This is a genomic window from Acrocarpospora sp. B8E8, assembly GCF_039871605.1.
GTDB lineage: Bacteria > Actinomycetota > Actinomycetes > Streptosporangiales > Streptosporangiaceae > Acrocarpospora > Acrocarpospora macrocephala.
Genome location: NZ_JBDPLV010000128.1, coordinates 1 through 18,303, shown reverse-complemented (window position 1 = coordinate 18,303; position 18,303 = coordinate 1). Strand labels below are relative to the sequence as shown.

Here is an 18,303-nt window from a genome sequence, read left to right as displayed (position 1 = left end):
TCATCAAGCACCACCTCAAGCGGCTGCAATACCGACCCGGCCTGCTCGACGCCATCATCGCCCAGACCGAACTGATCCTCGAACCCGAACCACCGTAACCCGAGAAGCCAGCCTTTCAACCTCTGTACATAGGCGAAGAAAATAGAATTCCCTTCGCCTAATGACAGATTTAGCATTTCGCCTATAGCATCGCCCTTCGTGGCTGAAGCTGATCTTCCTGGCTGGGTCGTCCGCCGACGGCCTGTTCTTCGCCATGCGCGACGGCGATCCCGCGTTCACCGCCGATCCTGACGATTCGCGGGCGCTCCAGAAACATCAACACTTCCCCCCATATTCCTGGAGTTCTGGATGTCCCTCACACAGCCAAGACCGAGTGCGGTATCCGCCGCGCTGGCCGAGGACCGGCTCGGTGTGCCGTCGGTCGTGTTCTTCGTCGTCTCGGCGGCGGCGCCGCTGATGGTCGTCGCCGGTTCGGTTCCGACGGCGTACACCGTGACGGGCGTCATCGGCGTGCCGCTGGCGTTCCTGCTGCTGGGCGGGATCTTCGCGCTCTTCGCGGTCGGGTACGTGACGATGGCCAGGCACGTGGTGAACGCGGGGGCCTTCTACGCGTACGCCGCTCAGGGGCTTGGCCGCACGGCGGGTGTGGCGACCGCCTGGGTGGCCCTGCTCGCCTACAACGCCCTGCAGTTGGGGCTCTACGGGATCATCGGGTTAGCCGCCGAGCCGCTGCTCGTCGACTGGTTCGGCGGTTCGCCCGCGTGGTGGGTGATCGCCCTGGTGACCTGGGCGCTGACCGGCCTGCTCGGGGTGCTGCGGGTGGACGTCAACGGCAGGATCCTCTCGGTGCTGCTGGTCAGCGAGATCGCCGTCGTCCTCGTGTTCGACATCGGCAACCTGTTCAACGCCGCGCCCGGCGGGGTCAGCTTCGAGGGTTTCTCCCCGGGCGCGCTGATCGTTCCCGGGGTCGGCGCCGCACTGGCCACCGTGGTCGCCGGGTTCGCCGGGATCGAGTCGTCGGTGGTGTTCGCCGAGGAGTCCAAGGATCGGAACCGGACCGTGCCCCTCGCCACTTACGCGGGCATCGCGATCATCGCGGTGCTCTACGCGTTCTCCGCCTGGGCGCTGACCGTGCCCACCGGGGTGGACGGGATCGTCGCGGAGTCGACCCAGCAGGGCACTGAACTGATCTTCAACCAGGCCGCCGCCCACCTGGGTTCCCCCATCGCCACCCTCGGCTCGGTGCTGTTCGTGACCAGCAGCATCGCCTGCATGATCGCCTTCCACAACACCACGGCACGCTACATCTTCGCGCTGGGCCGGGAGAACGTGCTGCCGTCCGTCTTCGGGCGCACCTCGGCCCGGACGAGCGCGCCGGTGGCCGGGTCGCTGCTGCAGACGGCGCTCGGGCTCATCGTGATCGCCATCTACGCGGTGCTCGGCCTCGACCCGCTCACCAAGCTGTTCTTCACCTTCGGCGCGTTCGGCGGTCTCGGCCTGCTGACCCTGCTCACGGTCACCTCGATCGCGGTGATCGCGTTCTTCGCGCGGCGCCCCGCGGAGGAGACGACGTGGCGGACGAAGATCGCTCCGGCGCTGGCGGCGATGGCGCTGTGCACGATCATCGGGCTGACCCTGGTCAACTTCGACACGGTTCTCGGCGTCGCGCCCGATGAGCCGATTCGCTGGGTGTTGCCCGGCATCTTCGTGGTCGCGATCATCTTCGGAATCGTCTGGGCGCGCGTGCTCAAGGCCACCAAGCCGGACGTGTACGCCAACATCGGCCTTGGTGCCCGGGCCGTCACCGGAGCCTCGAAGTGACAGCCGAGATCACCCGGATGACCGACGCGGCCGTGGTCGGCGGGGTCATCGCCGACACCTTCCGCATGGACGCGATCTCGACCTGGCTCATTCCGCCGGTGGCGGATCGCCCGCCGATCCAGCGGGCCTTCTTCACCATGTACGCGGCGCACGCCCTCGATCACGGCGATGTGTACGGCATCCACGAGTCGGGCGAACTCGCCGGAGTCGCGGTGTGGTTCACCGCGCCGTACCCCGAAATTCCCGGACATGATGAGGCGGTGGCCTCGTTCGCCGGGGAGCACGCCGGGCGGTTCGGCATCCTCGGGGAGCAGATGGAGAAGCTCCATCCGCACGAGCCGCACCACTACCTGGCGTTCATCGCGCTGGTGAAGGGACGGATGGGTCGCGGTCTGGGCAGCCAGCTGCTGCGCGAGCACCACCAGCGGCTGGACGCCGAAGGCATGCCCGCCTACCTGGAGGCCAGCAGCGCGGACAGCCGCCGCCTCTATCTTCGGCATGGTTATGTGGACATGCCGGAACTGCTCCGCCTGCCCGACGGGCCGGTCATGTACCCGATGTGGCGCGCCCCGAGCGCCTGAGCAGCACAACGGGCATCCGTCAACGAGGCCGGGTGCCCTCTTCACCGTTCGTCGAGCTGGAATACCGGTGACGACGTTGAGCGCGCGGTAATCCGCGAAATAAAGCCGGCGAGCAACGGAAATCGTCGGCCGCCGATTCAGTCGCACCGAAGAATTGCCCGAACGACGTCACGAGGGAAAACCCGCGGACCATTGTCCAGAACGGCCGATATTCCGCCGCGAGATCGTGATAATCCTCACCCCTTGGTCGGCGAATCTCTGAGATCCGCTGACCTGCTCCTAGCCATCTACCTCCTGCTCCGCGCCGAAACTGGTGGGAAATTGCTTGGCGGGGGAGTGCGCGGGGTCGGCAGACTGGGCTCGTGGAGCGTTCGGTAAGTGTGGTGATCAGTGGTGAGGGCCGCGTTCTTGGGGGAGTCGGCCCTTTTTCGGTGGAGAGTCCTTGGTGGGCCGATGTTGAGGCGGTTTCGGCGCACTTGTCGGATCTCTTGCGTGGGCCTGTGGTGGTCTTGCGGTTGCTGGATGTGGAGGGGGGTGGCTGGTCGCGGGGTGGGCACGTGACCTATCACGCGGAGGCGTTGGGTGGGGATTCGTTCGGGTTGCTTCAGGGAGTGGATGGTTCTGCTCGGGGGTTGGTTCTGGCGCCGGATGGGAAGCGGGCCGAGTGGGCGACCGCGGACGGGGTTCGGGCGGGACTGGCCTGGGCGGAGGGGGCGATTCGCCGGGCGGGGTTCGTGCCGATGGGGTGGGTCGAGCAGGTGGAGACCTGGAATCTGTCCGGACTTTTCAGGATCCGGGTGGAGGGGGATGTGGAGGCGGTCTGGTTCAAGGCCACGCCGGGGTTCGCGGCTTGTGAGTCCACCGCTATCGGTCTTTTCGGAAGCGTTGTCCCCGACATCGTGCCGCGCCTGATCGACGCGGATCCGGAGCGGAGATGGGTGCTGCTCGGGCACGCCCCGGGGGAGGACTGCTGGGGCGCGCCGCAGGACGCGGTCGGCCACATGGTGCCCCGCATGGTCGCGGCACAGGTCAGGCTCGCCGGCCGGGCGGCCTCGGCCGGACTCGCGGATCGCACCTCGCCGGCCCTCGCGGGACTCGCGACCACGCTCCTCGACGGGGACCTGGCGGAGGAACTCACCGCGGACGAGCTCCGGGACGCGCGCGGGCTCGTGCGGAAGCTGCCGGACATGGTCGCCGCGTTGGAGGCGTGCGGGCTGCCGTCCACGGTGGTGCATGGGGATTTTCACCCAGGAAACTGGCGGTGGGACGGGCGGCGCGGTGTGGTCGTGGACTTCGCGGACTGTCATTTCGGGCACCCCGCGCTGGACGGGCTGCGGTTGCGGGAGTTCGCCCCGGAGGCGCGCCGGGAGCAGGTGACCGAAACATGGGTGAAGGCGTGGGCGGACGCGCTGCCGGGCGCGGATCCGGAACGGGCGGTCATCCTGGCCGAGCCGCTGGCGCGCCTGTACTACGCCATCCGCTATCAGGAGTTCATGGACGGCATCGAGCAGACCGAGCGCCGCTACCACGCGGGAGACGCCGCGTCGGAGATCCGCGCCGCGCTGGCGAGCGCGGGGTGAGCCGGGGGCCCGCGCCGGGGCCCCCGGCCCGGCTGGTCAGAACCGGTAGGGGTTGGAGCCGAGTGCGGCCATGAGATACCAACTCGTGGCCCCGACGTGCTGGTTCTGGAAGTAGCCGAATCCGAATCCGGTGTCGAACGCGCTGGACGCGGCGACGACGCCGGAGCGTGCGGGTAACGCGGTGCCGGTCCACGTGCCGCCTTCGCCCGGATTGGAGAGGCGGCCGCCGTTCGGATCGCTGGTCAGGCCGACGGTCTGGCCCGCGCCCAGAGCGGTCTGCCCGGACGCGATCTGCCCGAGGTAACCCCGCGCCTTCCCCCGATCGCCCCGAGCCACCAGCGCCGCCGCGAGGTGCGCGGTGCCCTCGAACCAGACGGCGTCCCGATTGTTGTTCCCCGTCCCATTCGGCACCGGCCCGGTCAGCGTCTTCGACACATCGCTGAACGTCACCCCAGACACCGCATACCCCGCGGGCAGCTGCGAGTTCTCCGACACACCCCCGCGATCGGTGGTCGCCAGCGCGTCCGCCGTCCAGTCCACCGCCCGCCCCCGATCCCCGCGCGCCAGATAAGCCCAGGTCTGTACGTCCTCCGGAACCGGACTGGGATTGATCTCATTGGGATCGTCCGCCGGATTAGCCCCCTTCGTCCCCGTCCAGTAGAACCGCCCCTGCGGATTCCACATCGCGTCCAGGAAGTCCTCCGCCACCCGCGCCCTGGTCTTCCACGCCCGATCCCCGGTGAACTTGGCCAGCCCGCGGAACAGCGCGTACACGTCGATGTTGTGCTCGCTGGAACACCACCGCTGCTTGGTCGTGCCATCCCCCTGCACCCCACCCAGATACCCCCCATACCTGTACGGCGAGACGCTGTTGCCCACAATCCACTCTCCAAGCGTCACCGCCCCATCCAGGTACTTCCGCTCCCGGGTCCGCTCGTACAGCCGCGCCAGCGCCAGCGCCGTCCAGGCCACATCCCCGACCGCCGACCCACCGAACCCGAACGGCCACAGGAAGGCCGCCTTCCTGTCCGCCCGCTGAACCCCGGGAAACTCCGGCCCGCCCCCGTAGAACAACATCGGCCCGGCCGCGTACGCCTGCCGCACCCGCCCGTCGGTGAACGTCTCGTCATTGTTCTGAATCCACAGAAACGTATCCCCGATGACCTTCGCCCGCCGCACGTTCTCCCTGCTCGGCCGGCTCAGATAGGCGATGACGGCCAGCGCGTTGTCGTACACGAACGCCGTGGTCATCAACCCCGACTCGTTGTTGTAGCTCTGCGCCAGCCGCAGCCCGGACCCCTGCTGGTACCCGTCGAGTACGGCGTTCAGATACCCGAAGGCCCGATCGACGGACCCACCCAGACGATGATCGACGAGGTCGCCGGTGGACGCGGACGCCGTACCGGACAGGACGAAGGGCGCCACCGCCGAGGCGGCCGAGGCGGCGACGAAGAGGCGGCGAGATAAGAAGGGGGAAGACACTGGGCGGCTCCATGTGCGGGGTCAGGAAGCGTGAGAGAGCGCTCTCCCGGTCCCGTCATTGAAGCGCTCGCGAGCCCGCACCGCAATACCCGCGAAGTGATCGTGACATTCTGTGCAATGTCCGTCACTCCCCGAACTCTGAACTTTTCATCGGATTTATCGGACAGATGACCACTTTAAGCAGTCCAGGCGCAGGTGGGACGTTTGAGATTCGCCGCCGTGAGGAAACATGCTGTACATCCAGACGAAACGAACGGATGTTGGGAGCGCTCCCAAGGTTCGTAATCAGTTTCGTCAAGGAGAAACACACATGGGACCCCACAAGAGTTCCTGGCGAAGAGCCCTCACGGCTGTAGCGGTGACGCTACTCGCCGGAGTCGGGCTCGTCGCCAGTCCGACCGCCGCGAACGCCGCGGTGGCCTGTCAGGTCACTTACACGAAGACGTGGGAAGGCGGCAACGGCTTCGGCGCGTCCGTCCGGCTCCAGAACCTCGGCGACCCAGTGTCCAACTGGCAGATCACCTACACCTTCCCCGGCACCCAGACCCTCCAGAACGGCTGGGAAGGCACCTGGAGCCAGTCCGGTGCCAACGTCACCATCAACGCCCCCTCCTGGGCTCCCAACCTGGCCGCCAACGCGGTCGTCCAGCCCGGCGCCAACTTCACCTTCACCGGGACCAACACCAACCCGACCGCGTTCTCGCTGAACGGCACCCCCTGCACCGGCCCCCAGTCCACCCAGTCGCTGGTGGTCACGCCGACCAGTGTGAGCGTGCCCGAGGGCGGCACCGCCACCTACTCGGTGCGCCTGAACGCCCAGCCGACCAGCAACGTGACGGTGACCAGCACCGCGGCGAGCGGCGGTGACGCCAACCTGACCGTGTCCGGTGGCGCCTCGCTGACCTTCACCAGCGCCAACTGGCAGACACCGCAGAACGTGACCGTGGCCGCGTCCGAGGACGCCGACACGACGAACGGCACCCGGACCATCACCGTGGCTTCGGCTGGTCTGACGTCGGTTTCGGTCACCGCGACCGAGGCTGACAACGACACGACCGGGACGCAGTCGCTCGTGGTCACCCCGACCAGCGTGAGTGTGCCCGAGGGTGGCACGGCGACGTACTCGGTGCGGCTGGCCATCGCGCCTTCGGCCAACGTGACGGTGACCAACACCGCCGCGTCCGGTGGCGACGCCAACCTGACCGTGTCCGGTGGCGCCAGCCTGACCTTCACCCCGGCCAACTTCGCCACTCCGCAGAACGTGACTCTCGCGGCAGCGGAGGACACCGACACGACCAACGGCACCCGGACCATCACTGTGGCTTCGGCTGGTCTGACGTCGGTTTCGGTCACCGCGACCGAGGCTGACAACGACACGACCGGGACGCAGTCGCTCGTGGTCACCCCGACCAGCGTGGGCGTGCCCGAGGGTGGCACGGCGACGTACTCGGTGCGGCTGGCCATCGCGCCTTCGGCCAACGTGACGGTGACCAACACCGCCGCGTCCGGTGGCGACGCCAACCTGACCGTCTCCGGTGGCGCTTCGCTGACCTTCACTCCCGCCAACTTCGCCACCCCGCAGAACGTGACCATCGCGGCGGCCGAGGACACGGACCAGACCAATGGAACCCGGACGATCACCGTGGCTTCGGCTGGTCTGACGTCGGTTTCGGTCACCGCGACCGAGGCCGACAACGACACGACCCCCGGCACCTACGAGCCGCACCAGGACAACCCGTTCGTCGGCGCCACCGGCTACGTGAACCCCGACTGGTCGGCCCAGGCCGCTTCCGAGCCCGGCGGCTCCGCGGTCGCGAACACCTCCACCGCCATCTGGCTGGACCGGATTGCCGCGATCACCTCTGGCTCGGCCGGCAGCAACAGCAAGGGCCTCAGGGAACACCTGGACCTGGCCTTGCAGCAGGACGCGGCCAACGGCGCGACCAAGACGATCATCCAGGTCGTCATCTACAACCTGCCCAACCGTGACTGCTCGGCCCTGGCCTCCAACGGCGAGCTGCTGATCTCGCAGAACGGCCTCAACCGCTACAAGACCGAGTACATCGACGTCATCGCCGCGATCATGGCGGACCCGAAGTACGCCCCGCTCCGCATCGCGGCGATCATCGAGATCGACTCGCTGCCCAACCTGGTCACCAACACCAACCTGGCCAAGTGCCAGGAGGCGCAGCAGTCCGGCGCCTACGTCCAGGGTGTGGCCTACGCCCTCGGCAAGCTGCACGCGATCCCGAACGTCTACAACTACGTCGACGCCGGGCACCACGGCTGGCTGGGCTGGGACTCCAACTTCGGCCCGTCCTCGCAGCTGATGTCCTCCACCGCCAACAGCGCCACCGGCGGCCGGGCCACGGTCGACGGCTTCATCACCAACACAGCCAACTTCTCCGCCCTGGTGGAGCCGTACTTCACGGTCAACGGTTCGGTGAACGGCCAGCAGATCCGCCAGTCGACCTGGGTGGACTGGAACTTCTACATCGACGAGCTCAGCTTCGCGCAGGCGTTCCGCCAGCGGCTGATCCAGGACGGCTTCTCGTCCAACATCGGCATGCTGATCGACACCTCCCGCAACGGTTGGGGCGGTTCGGCGCGGCCGACCGGTCCGAGCACCTCGACGGACCTGAACACCTTCGTCAACCAGTCCCGCGTCGACCGGCGCCTCCACGCCGGTAACTGGTGCAACCAGAGCGGCGCCGGTCTGGGCGAGCGGCCGCGGGCGACCCCCGCCGCCGGCATCGACGCCTACGTCTGGGTCAAGCCTCCGGGTGAGTCGGACGGTTCGAGCACTGCCATCCCGAACGACGAGGGCAAGGGCTTCGACCGGATGTGTGACCCGACCTACGGTGGCAACGAGCGCAACGGCAACAACGCCACCGGCGCGCTGGCCAACTCGCCGCTGTCCGGGCACTGGTTCTCGGCCCAGTTCCGCCAGTTGCTGCAGAACGCGTACCCGCCCCTTTAAGGGACGCGCTGTAGCCGATTGATCGTCGTGGTCCTGCCGCGGTTGGGGGTCCTCCTCGGCAGGACCACGACTCATACCTGAGAGGTTCCGTCTGCCGCGAGTCCATCTGGTAACACGGGCTCGCGGCAGCGGAGCAGAAGCATCGCGGCGTCGTCCTTGGGAGTCCCGTCGATGTGCGCGATCAGATCACGCCGCAGCGCTTCCAGCGCCGCCTCCGGATCCTCGTCCTTCAGCAGGGAGACCCGGTCGGCCAGCGGATAGAAGGCGCCCCACTGATCCCGGGCCTCCACCACACCGTCGGTGTAGAGCAGGATCTGGTCGCCGGGCTCGAACCGCACACCGTAGGGAACCGGCCCCTCAGGGCCGAGAGCGGCCAGCCCGAGCGGCGGCACATGGTCTCCCGGCTCGGCCCACTCGATCTCCCCGCTGGCCCGGATCACCAGCGGCGCCGGATGGCCGTAGTTGAGCAGGGTCATGGTGGTCTCGTCGGGATTGGCCTCGGCCAGCACCGCGGTGACGAACTCCTCGCCGGACAGCCGCCGGTTGAGCGCCTTCTCCAGCCGGGCGCTGACGCCCTGGAGATCCTTCTCGTCGTGCGCCGCCTCCCGGAAGGCGCCCAGCACCAGCGCGGCGGTCTCCACCGCCTCCAGGCCCTTGCCCTGCACGTCGCCGACGATCACGCGCACCCCGGCGGGCGCGGTCACCACCTCGTACAGGTCGCCGCCGATGTGCGCCGCGGCCATGGCGGAGGTGTAGGAGACCGCCATCCGCATGTGCGCGGCCCGGCGCGGCACCGGCCGCAGCAGCACCCGCTGCGCGACCTCGGCCACCGACCGCACACTGGCCAGCTCCTTCTCCCTGCGCCGCCGCCCGACCGTGGCCAGCGCGCTGGCCGCCGTCACCCCCGCGATGGATCCGGCCGTGACATAGGCGCGGCTCACCTCCAGCGAGTTGTACGCCGAGAGCGCCACCGCCAGCACTAACGCGGTCAACCCCACGATCAGCGTGCGCCGGACCCCGCCGGTGAGGCTGGCGAACGCGGGCCCCACCGCGAGCAGGGGCAGGAAGCCCTTGTCCGGACCGGTGACCGCCTCCACCACGGTGACGATCAGCATCATGACGTAGGGCAGCACGCTGAGAGCCAGCGCCGTGCGAGCCCCCGCCGCCCGGCGCCGACCCCGGCGCGGGCTGAACAGCCCGGCGAGGTGAAGCGGCATCCGGAGAATCCCCTTCAATCGCATGTCATCTGCGCTTGCGACCATACTTCACGATCCAGCCTGAGATGCGAAGTCCCGATAACCGTCCGCCCTGCACCCGCAAACACAACGCACAACGCCCGTGCCCCAGAAGAGCACGGGCATTGAGTCACCTGCTTAGACGATTGAGCCGGACCAAACGTTGGCAGCCGATTTGTAAACGCCGTATGTCTCGCCGTCGAAATAGGGGGAGACCGAGGTGTCGATGCGCTTGTTTCCGTCCCGGTCGGCCACCGCGATCGTGACCCCGTTCAGGTAGCCGAGGCGGCGGGCGTTCTTGTAACCCGCCAGCCAGGCGGAGCCGAGCGCGCCCTGCCCGGTGAAGGAGGACTTGATGCCGACCAGTTCCTCGGCCTTGATCGCCGCCGAGGCCGCCGCGAAGGTCGTGCCGTACGACCATTTGAGGGTGTTGCCGGAGAAGGCGTGGTTGCCGTCCGGGTGGGAGCCGCTGGGGTAACCGAAGATGAAGTGCGCCTTGCCGATCTTCTGGTTGTAGGCCAGGCCCTGGCCGCCGACGCGGTCGCCCAGGCGGCCGACGTCCTCCAGGCCGCGGATGATGTAGTGGTCCTTGTAGTAGACCTCGGGGGTGGAGGTTTTCACCCACTTCTTGATGAACCACTCGCGCTTGAAGTACTGCCCGGGGTCGACCGTCTTGAGCTCGCCCTTGAATGCGGCGTCGGCCTTGAGCTCGTTGTAGGTCTTCTCGTCGATCGGGTACCAGGTGCCGCTGTCCGGGCCGCACCAGCTCGGGCACTTCTCGCCGTTCTTGAGCGCGTTCGTGCCGGCGGGGGCGGCGTTGTAGGCGGCCAGGGCCACCGACTCGGTGGTCAGCTTCACCCCGTCCACGCCTTCGGTGTAGTACTTCTCCGCCTCGGCCTGGGTGAAGGTGGCCTTGGGCGGGTCCACGGGGGAGGTCACCGGGGACAGCGTCTTCTTCCAGTACGGGCCGCCGTCGGTGTACTTCTCCTCGAACTCGGCCTTGGTGACCTCCTCGGCGAGGATCTTCTTGGCGCCCTTCCACGCGTCGTACGCCTTCTTGTCGACCTCTTTGTCGCCGGTGAGCTGCACGCCGTTGTAGACCGTGACGAAGGCGTAGTCGCGGTCGCCGTCCTCATACACGTCGAAGTCGTAGTGGGTGTAGGCGGTCTTGCCCACGTAGATGCCCCACGGCGTCTTGCCCTGGTAGTAACCGGGCACGAAGACCCAGTGTTCGAGGGTGAGCTTGTTGCTGACCGTGTCGTAGACACAGTGCCCGGCGGTGGCCACCACGTTGCGGTAGGTGGACTGCACCGAGGTGCCCGAGCACCAGTGCGGCTTGCCGTCGGCGCCCATGAAGAACACCTTGCCGGTGGTCCTGGGCAGGTTCACGTTCTTGCTCGTGCTGCTGGACTTCTTCTCGTCGCCGATCGCGGGCACGGTCCCCGGCTTGCTGGAAGACGACGGGCCACCGGTCGAGACGTGCTTGGCCGCCACCGTGGTCTCCACGTTGTACGGCGTCGCGTCCTGAAGCTGTGCCTTGTCCCAGAAATAGGCGATGGCCTGCGCCTGGCTGGAACCGGCCAGAACTTCCTTCTCGATGTACGTCGGGTCCGCGTGCGCGGGGACGGCGATCAGCGCGGCGGCCAGCAGGCCGGAGGCGGCACCGAGGGTGAGGGTGCGGTTCACTGGCTGGATCCCCCTTGCTCTGGCGTGGAACGTCACATGCGCCCCATCCGTCAGTAAATGGATTGTCAGGGACCCTACCGGTGGCGTTTCCGCAAGTCAGGGAAATCCCGGGAATCTGTGACCCAGATCACATTTTTCCGTGGAACCGGATGGCGGGTGGTTGCCGTCTAATCTGCTCCGATCGCGGAATGCAGTGTTTCAGCTACTTTCATGTACCTGGGGAGTGTCGCACGTCATCGCCGTCGACGGGGTGGTCTGGGCTGACCTGCGGCTTTGGGGGGTCTGACAGGGCTGGTGGAGATTGTCGGGGCAATTGACAGGTAACAATCTCGTAGCGAGGAATTCACATAGCCGATCAGAGTGCCGTACCTTGGTTATGGGAGCGCTCCCATGCCAAGGAGGCTTACGTGACTCTCCCCTTCGCCACAGTGGCGCTGGACCCAGGCCCGACCAGGACGGCGGAATGCCTGCTCCCCGCCGTCGGTTCGAGCGTGCGCGGCGCCCGCGCGCTGGTCCGCCGCGAACTCGAGCGCTGGGGCACCGACGGCCTCGTGGACGACTGCACGGTCATCGTCAGCGAACTGGTCACCAACGTCATCCGCCACGCCGGCACCGCCTTCGCGCTCCGGCTGTGCAGCAACGGCATCTGGGTATACGGCGAGATCTTCGACACCGGCGACGGCGTCCCCCGCCAGCGCGACCCCGCCCCCGACTCCACCGACGGCCGCGGCCTCCTGATCGTCGGCTCGCTCTCCGACGACTGGGGCGTGGTCCAGTCCCTACGCGGCGGCAAAATCGTCTGGTTCATCCTGGGCACCGGCTTCGCCAACCACCCAATGGCCCCACGCCCGCACGCGGCGGTCGGTTATTAATCAGAAAGTCGTGATCTGGGCAGCCGCGGCGGTGAGTCGGCTGGCCAGCGGCTATGCGGCTGTCTATCGGACGGGTTTCTGATTGATTCGAAACGCCGCCAGCACCTCTTCGGCGATCTCCTCGGGTGCCCTGGTCGCGTCCGCTGTCAGATCGGCCACCTCCTGGAAGTACGGCAGCCGCCGCTCGCGCTGCTCGGTCAGCATGCGCTCCAGATCCGGCAGGAAATGCGGACGATGCGCCGACGACTTCATACGTTCGGCCAGCAGGGCGGGCTGCCCGTCCAGGAATACCACGAACGCACTTTTCAGCGCCCTGCGCGCCTCCGCGTCCTCCACCGTGCTCGCCGCCGCGCCGATCACCTCGGGCGGACGCCGCCGCAGCGCCTCCCGCAGCACCTGGGACTCGCGCTCGTGCAGCACCTCAGCGCCCACCGTTGCCGCCATCTGTGCCGCCGTCATCCCGTAGCGGTCTTCCAGGTCGGCGTCGCTATCCCTTATCACCCGTCCGAGCGCCTGGGCGACCAGCCCTCCGACGGTGCTCTTCCCGGCTCCCATCAACCCGACCAACACGATCGGAATCTCGCGCATAGTGGCCCATTGTGCCCACTGCCGCGCTCGCGCGGAACCACGGCGCCGACGGGGCCGGGCGGAGCCCGAGAGAGAACAATAGGACTGGGTGGGTGGGAGAACCACGATGCACAGGCTGTCAATTCGCCCGGCAACCACGGCGATGACGGGGTCGGGCGGAGCCCGAGAGAGAACAAAAGGGCTGGGTGGGTGGGAGAACCACGATGCCGTGACTGTCAATCCGTCCGGCAACCACGGCGATGGCGGGCGGAGCCCGAGGTTAACAAGGGGCTGGGTGGGTGGGAGAACCCCTGTAGGGCACGTTTGAGATTCGTCGTGGGGAAAGAAGCTTTGGGCCCCGATCTCTCGGCCTCGGCCATTGATGCCGGGAGATCGGGGCGTGGACGGAAGATCGAGGGTGCGAGCCGCTCGTCAACCTTCCGATTGGGGGCCGCCGCCGAGGGAACTCTGGCGCCGGCTCGCGCGGATGATGTCAATGACCACGAACACCCCGAGGAACGCAGCGATGGCCGTCAGCCACCACAGCCTGGTCATGATCGACAGGACCAGCACCGCAAGGCAGAACACCAGCGCATACGACCCCAGGCGGATGTGAATGACATCCAACGGGGTCGTGGGCACCATCGGCTTCCCGGTAGGCGACCGTTGTTCCTGTGTCATACCGAGCCCCTACCCTTTCATCCTCGTTGATACCGCCGGGGGCGAACGGCTTCCGAGTTATTCCATGACCTTTACTTCCGGGCGTTTCAGGACGCGGTCGATGGCGGCGAGCACCTCGGCGGTGGTGACATCCGCGGGGTCCGGACCGCGATGCAGGGCCTGGTGCCGGGGCTGATCCTCGGGGGGTCCCCACCGCGAGGGCGGCTCAGGCCCGAACACGGTCACCGACGCGATGCCGTACGCGGTGGCCAGATGCGCCACCCCCGTGTCCGCGCTGATCACCAGCCGCGCCCCCGCCACCAGCGCGCAGAGCTCCCGCAGGGTGGTCCGGCCCGCCAGCACGACCTGCGGCGGCAACACGGCCCGCGTCCCCACCAGCAGCGCCAGCGGCCGCTCCCGGCGGGTCCCGGTGATCACCACCGGAAGGCCGAGCCGGGCCATCGCCTTGGCCACGTCGGCGAACCGCTCCGCGGGCCACCGCCGGGCGGTCGATCCCGCACCCGGATGGATGATCACCGCGCCGGGGAAGCCACTGGGCACCAGCGGGGTGGGCAGAGACAGGTCACGCGGGTCGCTGCGCAAGCCGTACCAGTCGACCAGGCGGCACCAGCGGTGCACCTCGTGCTCGGCGGGATCCCAGCCCGGGCCGTTGCGGAAATCCTCCGTCTGGTACGCCCACATGCGCCGCGGCCGCAGGTCGCGCAGGATCTGGTGGCTGCGCGGGCCAGGCCCGTGCAGGTTGACGGCGAGCTCGGGCATGAACGGCAGGTCGGAGTCGCGTTCGGCCACGCCGGGCCAGACGATCGGCTCCTGGTCGTACGTCGGGATGATGCGGTCCACCGCGCCGGTGAGCGCGGCGGCCTCGCTGAGTTCGGGCGGGCAGGCGAGCGCGACCCGCAGGCCGCTACGGCGTAACGCGCGCAGCGCGGGGACGGCCGTCAGCAGATCGCCGAGCCCGAGCGCGCGCAACACCAGGGCGGTCGTCAACAGGCCCAGCCGTTGATCGTTGTTCTCAAGACGCGTTCCTTTCCGGCCGAGCGCGCGCACGCATAGGCGGATAACGGCGGGCACGTGCTGCCAAACGGCAGCATGCTTCAGCGATGGAGGTGCCTGCGTCCTAGGCACAAGATTCCGTATAGATCTATCCATGCTGGTCCATGCCAAACATTTGGGTTTTGTCTGGATCGTGGAGGGCAGCCCAGCGGCATGGACATTTGGGATCCGCCGCACTATGTCGCCGCTCGGGTTCAGCGCGCCATCGCCGAGGACGAGCGCACCAACGAACTAGGCATAAAGGTGGACATAAGGGGAGATCATCTGTTTCTCCACGGGCAGGTGTGCGAGGAGGACCAGCGGGAGCGGGTCGCGGAGGTGGCCGCGGAGGCGGCGCCCGGCTTGGTCGTGCACAACGAGGTGATCTGCGTGGCGGTCGGGGAGCCCGGCGAAGAGGAGCTGCTGTGACGATCCGGGTCGCGGCCGTGGGTGACATCCATCTCAGCGAGCATGCCCGGGGGACTTACCGGGCTCGGCTGAACGGGATCGAGGAGCGAGCCGATGTGCTGCTCGTCGCGGGGGATCTGACCCGGCACGGCACGGTCGAGGAGGGCCAGGTGATCGCGGACGAGTTCCGCGGGCTGGCCATTCCAGTGGTGTTCGTGCTGGGCAACCATGATTACCATTCGGACGCCGAGCAGGAGATCATGGCGATGCTGCGGGCGACCGGGCATTTCGTGCTGGACGATTCCGCCGAGGTGCTGCTCGGCGGGCGGCTCGGCGTCGCCGGAGGGAAAGGATTCGGCGGAGGATTCGCGGGAAAATGCGCGAACGAGTTCGGCGAACCGGAGACGAAGGCTTTCGTCCGCCATACCCGGGAGATTGCGGATCGCTGGCGGATCGCGCTGAAAGGGCTGGACACCCAGCATCGCATCGTGCTCAGCCATTACGCACCGGTCAAGGACACGCTGGCGGGAGAGCCGCCGGAAATTTACCCATTCTTAGGGAGTTATCTCCTAGCGGAGGCCGCAGACGCGGTAGGCGCCGACCTGATCATTCACGGTCACGCGCACGCGGGCACCGAGAAGGGCGCCACACCTGGGGGGATCCGGGTGCGCAATGTCGCGTTGCCCGTGCTCGGACGGTCGTACGCGACCTACGGCCTCTGATCGGGTTTGAGCGAACAGGACGGCGGCGGGCGAATGCCCGCCACTATCCTGCTCGCTCACTTTGCGTTTACCTAGACGTTGAAGATGCTGACACCTCCCGGGCCCACGAGGAACCCGAGAACGATAAGGACGATCCCCCAGAGGATGTCCCGACGGGCCAGGATGACGTAGATCCCGGAGATCACCAGTACTACGGCGATGAGCCAAAGTAGAGTAGCCATAGGCCCCCACTGCCCCGACAAAAGGGTCATTAACGCGATCCCACTGGGCAGGAGTCTCTTATGACAACTTTCGGCTACTTCCTCTCCAGCGAGGAGCATTCACCCAAGGAGCTGATCCGCCAAGCGAAACTGGCGGAACAGGCTGGATTCGAAGCGTTGTGGATCTCCGATCACTACCATCCGTGGATCGCCGCGCAAGGGCAGAGCTCGTTCGTCTGGTCGGTCATCGGCGCGCTGTCGCAGGCCGTGTCGCTGCCCGTCACCACCGCGGTCACCTGCCCGCTGGTCCGGATCCATCCGGCGATCATCGCCCAGGCCGCCGCCACCGCCCAGCTCCTGCTCGACGGCAGGTTCCGGCTGGGCGTCGGCACCGGCGAGGCGCTCAACGAGCACATCCTCGGCACCGCCTGGCCGCCCGCGGCGGACCGGCGGCTCATGCTCGAAGAGGCCGTCGAGATCATCCGTGAGCTGTGGACCGGGCGGCTGATCACCTACCACGGCGAGTTCTACGAGGTCGAGACCGCCCGCCTGTACGGCCTCCCTGAGCAGCCGCCGCCGATCTACGTCTCCGGGCTCGGCCCCAAGAGCGTCGAGCTGGCCGGACGGATCGGCGACGGATACATCTCCGTCAAGCCCAACCAGGAGCTCGTGGACGCCTTCCACAAGTCGGGCGGCGCGGGCAAACCCGCGGCGGCTGGGTTCAAGGTCTGCTGGGGCACCGAAGAGGAGGAGGCTCGCCTGACAGCCCACCGCCTCTGGCCGACCACCGCCATCAGCGGCGAAGCCGAGCAACTGCTGCCGCTGCCCCGGCATTTCGAGCAGATCGCCCAGCTCATCACCCCGGAATCGCTGAAGATTCCCTGCGGACCCGACCCGGAGGACCACCTGCGGGGTATCCAGGAATATGTGGACGCCGGCTACGACGAGATCTACATCTCCCAGATCGGCCCGCAACAGGAAGAGTTCTTCGAGTTCTACTCAACGGTCGTGCTGCCCCAGCTGCGCTAGCCGCCGGTGGCGGCGGAGGGTGAGCAGCGGCAGCACGAACCACAGATAGCTGCTCAGCAGGGCGATCCCGCCCGCCAGGAACACGGCCGGCCAGGCGCCGAGGAACACCTCGACCGCCAGCGCGGTGGAGCACATCATCGAGACGGCGATGGCGATCCCCCCGGCCAGCGCCAGCCCGTTGGCCCGGCGCAGCACGATCTCCTTGAGGCCCGATCTGAACATGATCCGGTGCTGCGTGGTCGGTGCGATCAGGCAGATGGACGCGAGCGCCGCGGCCACCAGGGCCACGTAGTACAGCCACTTTCCAGCCATGCCGACCTTGCCGAACCCGTTCGAGAACGGCAATGTCAGCAGGAACGCGAACAGCACCTGCACGCCGGTCGCCGCGACGCGCAGCCCCTGGAGGAGCTCGCCCAGCTCCCGATCGAGCCGCTCTTTCGGATTCTCGTCGGGATTCGCCACCGGGTGCACCTGATCGTCAGCCATCCACGCCTCCCTCGGTGGTCATGGTGGTCATGGCCCCGCCCTACCCGTGATTGTTTGGCCTGAACGTGGCGGGGCACTCGGTGCAGGTGGGGAGTCATAGTCACGCCGTCACCGACGGCATCCTGGACACGCTCAAGCGGGCCGGTTCCGGCCTCAAGGAGGTGGGCGTGCGGTTCGCGCTGGCCGGGGGTTGCGCGGGATACGCGCGCGGGGCCGCGCCCTCCCTGCACGACGTGGATTTCGCGCTGGTCGAGGAGGATGTCCCGCTGGCCCTCAAGACGCTGGAGGGCATGGGGTTCCGGACCGAGCGTCCGCCGGAGGACTGGCTGGTCAAGGCCTATGACAAGGAAGGCGTGCTGGTCGATCTGATCTTCTCGCTGGCGGATCATCCGGTCACCGAGGCCGTGATCGCGCGGGCTGATTGGCTGAGCACGGCGGCGCTGAGCCTGCCGGTGCTGGAGGCCACCGATCTGGTGATCTCGTGGATTCTGCCGATGTCGGAGCACAGTTGCGACTATGGGGGATTGCTGCCGACGGTACGGGCGCTGCGCGAGCAGGTCGACTGGGATCGGGTGGCGGGGGTGGTGGCGCATTCGCCCTACGCGTCGACGTTCCTCGTGCTGCTGGAGCGCCTGGGAGTGATCTCCCCGCCGAACCCCGTGACGGATATTACGTGGCCCTGATATTCGGCGATAAACGCGGGAAGGGCCGCGCACAGTGGCGCGACCCTCCCCACTAGGGGATCGAGCTTGTTCGCCGGGCCACCACCGCCCTCCCGGCCTTCGGCAGCCTGCGCGCCCTGGCGGGCGTGGCAGGCTGTAACGGGGTGCCGCGCTTGTCGAGCACGAACACGAACGGGTGCCGCTCACGCGGCCTCTCCCCGGCCCTTGCGGGCTCGGGAGTGACGCCACCGGTGGCAGGTGAGCCGCCGGTGGTCTCCC

General features: G+C 67.6%; 18 protein-coding genes. 9 read left to right on the top strand and 9 right to left on the bottom strand.

The features are described 5' to 3' along the window. Window positions 1-348: 348 nt before the first annotated feature. From ABGB08_RS52700 to ABGB08_RS52690, 3 genes are all read left to right on the top strand, one after another. Window positions 349-1,821, top strand: a complete 1,473-nt coding sequence (locus ABGB08_RS52700) for an APC family permease (protein WP_347607489.1) — start codon at window positions 349-351, stop codon at window positions 1,819-1,821. Further along, window positions 1,818-2,402 carry a GNAT family N-acetyltransferase gene (locus ABGB08_RS52695; protein WP_347607486.1) on the top strand — a complete coding sequence of 195 codons (585 nt, stop codon included), beginning with the start codon at window positions 1,818-1,820 and terminating at the stop codon, window positions 2,400-2,402. Before ABGB08_RS52700 ends, ABGB08_RS52695 begins: the two co-directional genes overlap by 4 nt. 557 nt (window positions 2,403-2,959) lie before the next feature. Beyond that, on the top strand, window positions 2,960-3,982 hold the full coding sequence (locus ABGB08_RS52690) for an aminoglycoside phosphotransferase family protein (protein WP_347607483.1): 1,023 nt from the start codon (window positions 2,960-2,962) through the stop codon (window positions 3,980-3,982). 36 nt (window positions 3,983-4,018) lie between these two features. Here the strand turns inward: ABGB08_RS52690 and ABGB08_RS52685 are convergent, their stop codons facing one another. Further along, complete coding sequence (locus ABGB08_RS52685; protein WP_347607480.1) at window positions 4,019-5,464, bottom strand: hypothetical protein; 1,446 nt, start codon at window positions 5,462-5,464, stop codon at window positions 4,019-4,021. A 310-nt stretch (window positions 5,465-5,774) separates the two neighbouring features. On the opposite strand from ABGB08_RS52685, the gene ABGB08_RS52680 reads away from it, so the two are divergent. After that, on the top strand, window positions 5,775-8,444 hold the full coding sequence (locus ABGB08_RS52680; protein ID WP_347607477.1) for a glycoside hydrolase family 6 protein: 2,670 nt from the start codon (window positions 5,775-5,777) through the stop codon (window positions 8,442-8,444). A gap of 71 nt (window positions 8,445-8,515) precedes the next feature. Here ABGB08_RS52680 and ABGB08_RS52675 read toward each other — a convergent pair whose 3' ends face one another. Together ABGB08_RS52675 and ABGB08_RS52670 are read right to left on the bottom strand one after the other, a co-directional pair. After that, window positions 8,516-9,661 carry a PP2C family protein-serine/threonine phosphatase gene (locus tag ABGB08_RS52675; RefSeq protein ID WP_347607474.1) on the bottom strand — a complete coding sequence of 382 codons (1,146 nt, stop codon included), beginning with the start codon at window positions 9,659-9,661 and terminating at the stop codon, window positions 8,516-8,518. A 156-nt stretch (window positions 9,662-9,817) separates the two neighbouring features. Next, window positions 9,818-11,365: a hypothetical protein gene (locus ABGB08_RS52670; RefSeq protein WP_347607471.1), complete on the bottom strand. Its 1,548-nt coding sequence runs from the start codon at window positions 11,363-11,365 to the stop codon at window positions 9,818-9,820. A gap of 407 nt (window positions 11,366-11,772) precedes the next feature. Here ABGB08_RS52670 and ABGB08_RS52665 point away from each other — a divergent pair, with 407 nt between their 5' ends. Next, a complete protein-coding gene (locus ABGB08_RS52665) occupies window positions 11,773-12,237 on the top strand; it encodes an ATP-binding protein (protein WP_170323040.1) in 465 nt (154 codons plus the stop codon). A 63-nt stretch (window positions 12,238-12,300) separates the two neighbouring features. Here ABGB08_RS52665 and ABGB08_RS52660 read toward each other — a convergent pair whose 3' ends face one another. The 3 genes from ABGB08_RS52660 to ABGB08_RS52650 form a co-directional block, all read right to left on the bottom strand. Next, complete coding sequence (locus tag ABGB08_RS52660) at window positions 12,301-12,825, bottom strand: shikimate kinase (protein ID WP_347607468.1); 525 nt, start codon at window positions 12,823-12,825, stop codon at window positions 12,301-12,303. A gap of 411 nt (window positions 12,826-13,236) precedes the next feature. Then, window positions 13,237-13,449: a hypothetical protein gene (locus ABGB08_RS52655; protein WP_155362081.1), complete on the bottom strand. Its 213-nt coding sequence runs from the start codon at window positions 13,447-13,449 to the stop codon at window positions 13,237-13,239. Between the two features lie 93 nt (window positions 13,450-13,542). Further along, window positions 13,543-14,556 (bottom strand): glycosyltransferase family 9 protein, encoded by a 1,014-nt coding sequence (locus ABGB08_RS52650; RefSeq protein ID WP_347607465.1) that lies wholly within the window; start codon window positions 14,554-14,556, stop codon window positions 13,543-13,545. A 135-nt stretch (window positions 14,557-14,691) separates the two neighbouring features. Here ABGB08_RS52650 and ABGB08_RS52645 point away from each other — a divergent pair, with 135 nt between their 5' ends. Together ABGB08_RS52645 and ABGB08_RS52640 are read left to right on the top strand one after the other, a co-directional pair. Beyond that, window positions 14,692-14,946, top strand: a complete 255-nt coding sequence (locus ABGB08_RS52645) for a BON domain-containing protein (RefSeq protein WP_155362027.1) — start codon at window positions 14,692-14,694, stop codon at window positions 14,944-14,946. Next, window positions 14,943-15,647 (top strand): metallophosphoesterase, encoded by a 705-nt coding sequence (locus tag ABGB08_RS52640; protein WP_347607461.1) that lies wholly within the window; start codon window positions 14,943-14,945, stop codon window positions 15,645-15,647. The genes ABGB08_RS52645 and ABGB08_RS52640 overlap by 4 nt, the downstream gene beginning before the upstream one ends. Window positions 15,648-15,718: 71 nt before the next feature. Here the strand turns inward: ABGB08_RS52640 and ABGB08_RS52635 are convergent, their stop codons facing one another. Further along, a complete protein-coding gene (locus ABGB08_RS52635; RefSeq protein ID WP_170322064.1) occupies window positions 15,719-15,868 on the bottom strand; it encodes a GPGG-motif small membrane protein in 150 nt (49 codons plus the stop codon). 60 nt (window positions 15,869-15,928) lie between these two features. Between ABGB08_RS52635 and ABGB08_RS52630 the strand changes: the two genes are divergently transcribed. Then, the gene (locus ABGB08_RS52630) at window positions 15,929-16,876 is read left to right on the top strand and encodes a TIGR03557 family F420-dependent LLM class oxidoreductase (RefSeq protein ID WP_347607457.1); all 948 of its coding nucleotides are present in this window, start codon (window positions 15,929-15,931) and stop codon (window positions 16,874-16,876) included. Here ABGB08_RS52630 and ABGB08_RS52625 read toward each other — a convergent pair. Continuing rightward, entirely contained in the window at window positions 16,847-17,362 is a 516-nt protein-coding gene (locus ABGB08_RS52625) for a DUF6328 family protein (RefSeq protein ID WP_347607454.1), read from the bottom strand. The genes ABGB08_RS52630 and ABGB08_RS52625 overlap by 30 nt on opposite strands. 65 nt (window positions 17,363-17,427) lie before the next feature. Between ABGB08_RS52625 and ABGB08_RS52620 the strand changes: the two genes are divergently transcribed. Next, the gene (locus ABGB08_RS52620) at window positions 17,428-18,045 is read left to right on the top strand and encodes a hypothetical protein (RefSeq protein WP_347607451.1); all 618 of its coding nucleotides are present in this window, start codon (window positions 17,428-17,430) and stop codon (window positions 18,043-18,045) included. A 52-nt stretch (window positions 18,046-18,097) separates the two neighbouring features. On the opposite strand, the gene ABGB08_RS52615 is transcribed toward ABGB08_RS52620, so the two are convergent. Next, the coding region (locus tag ABGB08_RS52615; protein ID WP_347607448.1) for an RRXRR domain-containing protein at window positions 18,098-18,303 on the bottom strand (206 nt) is incomplete at its 5' end.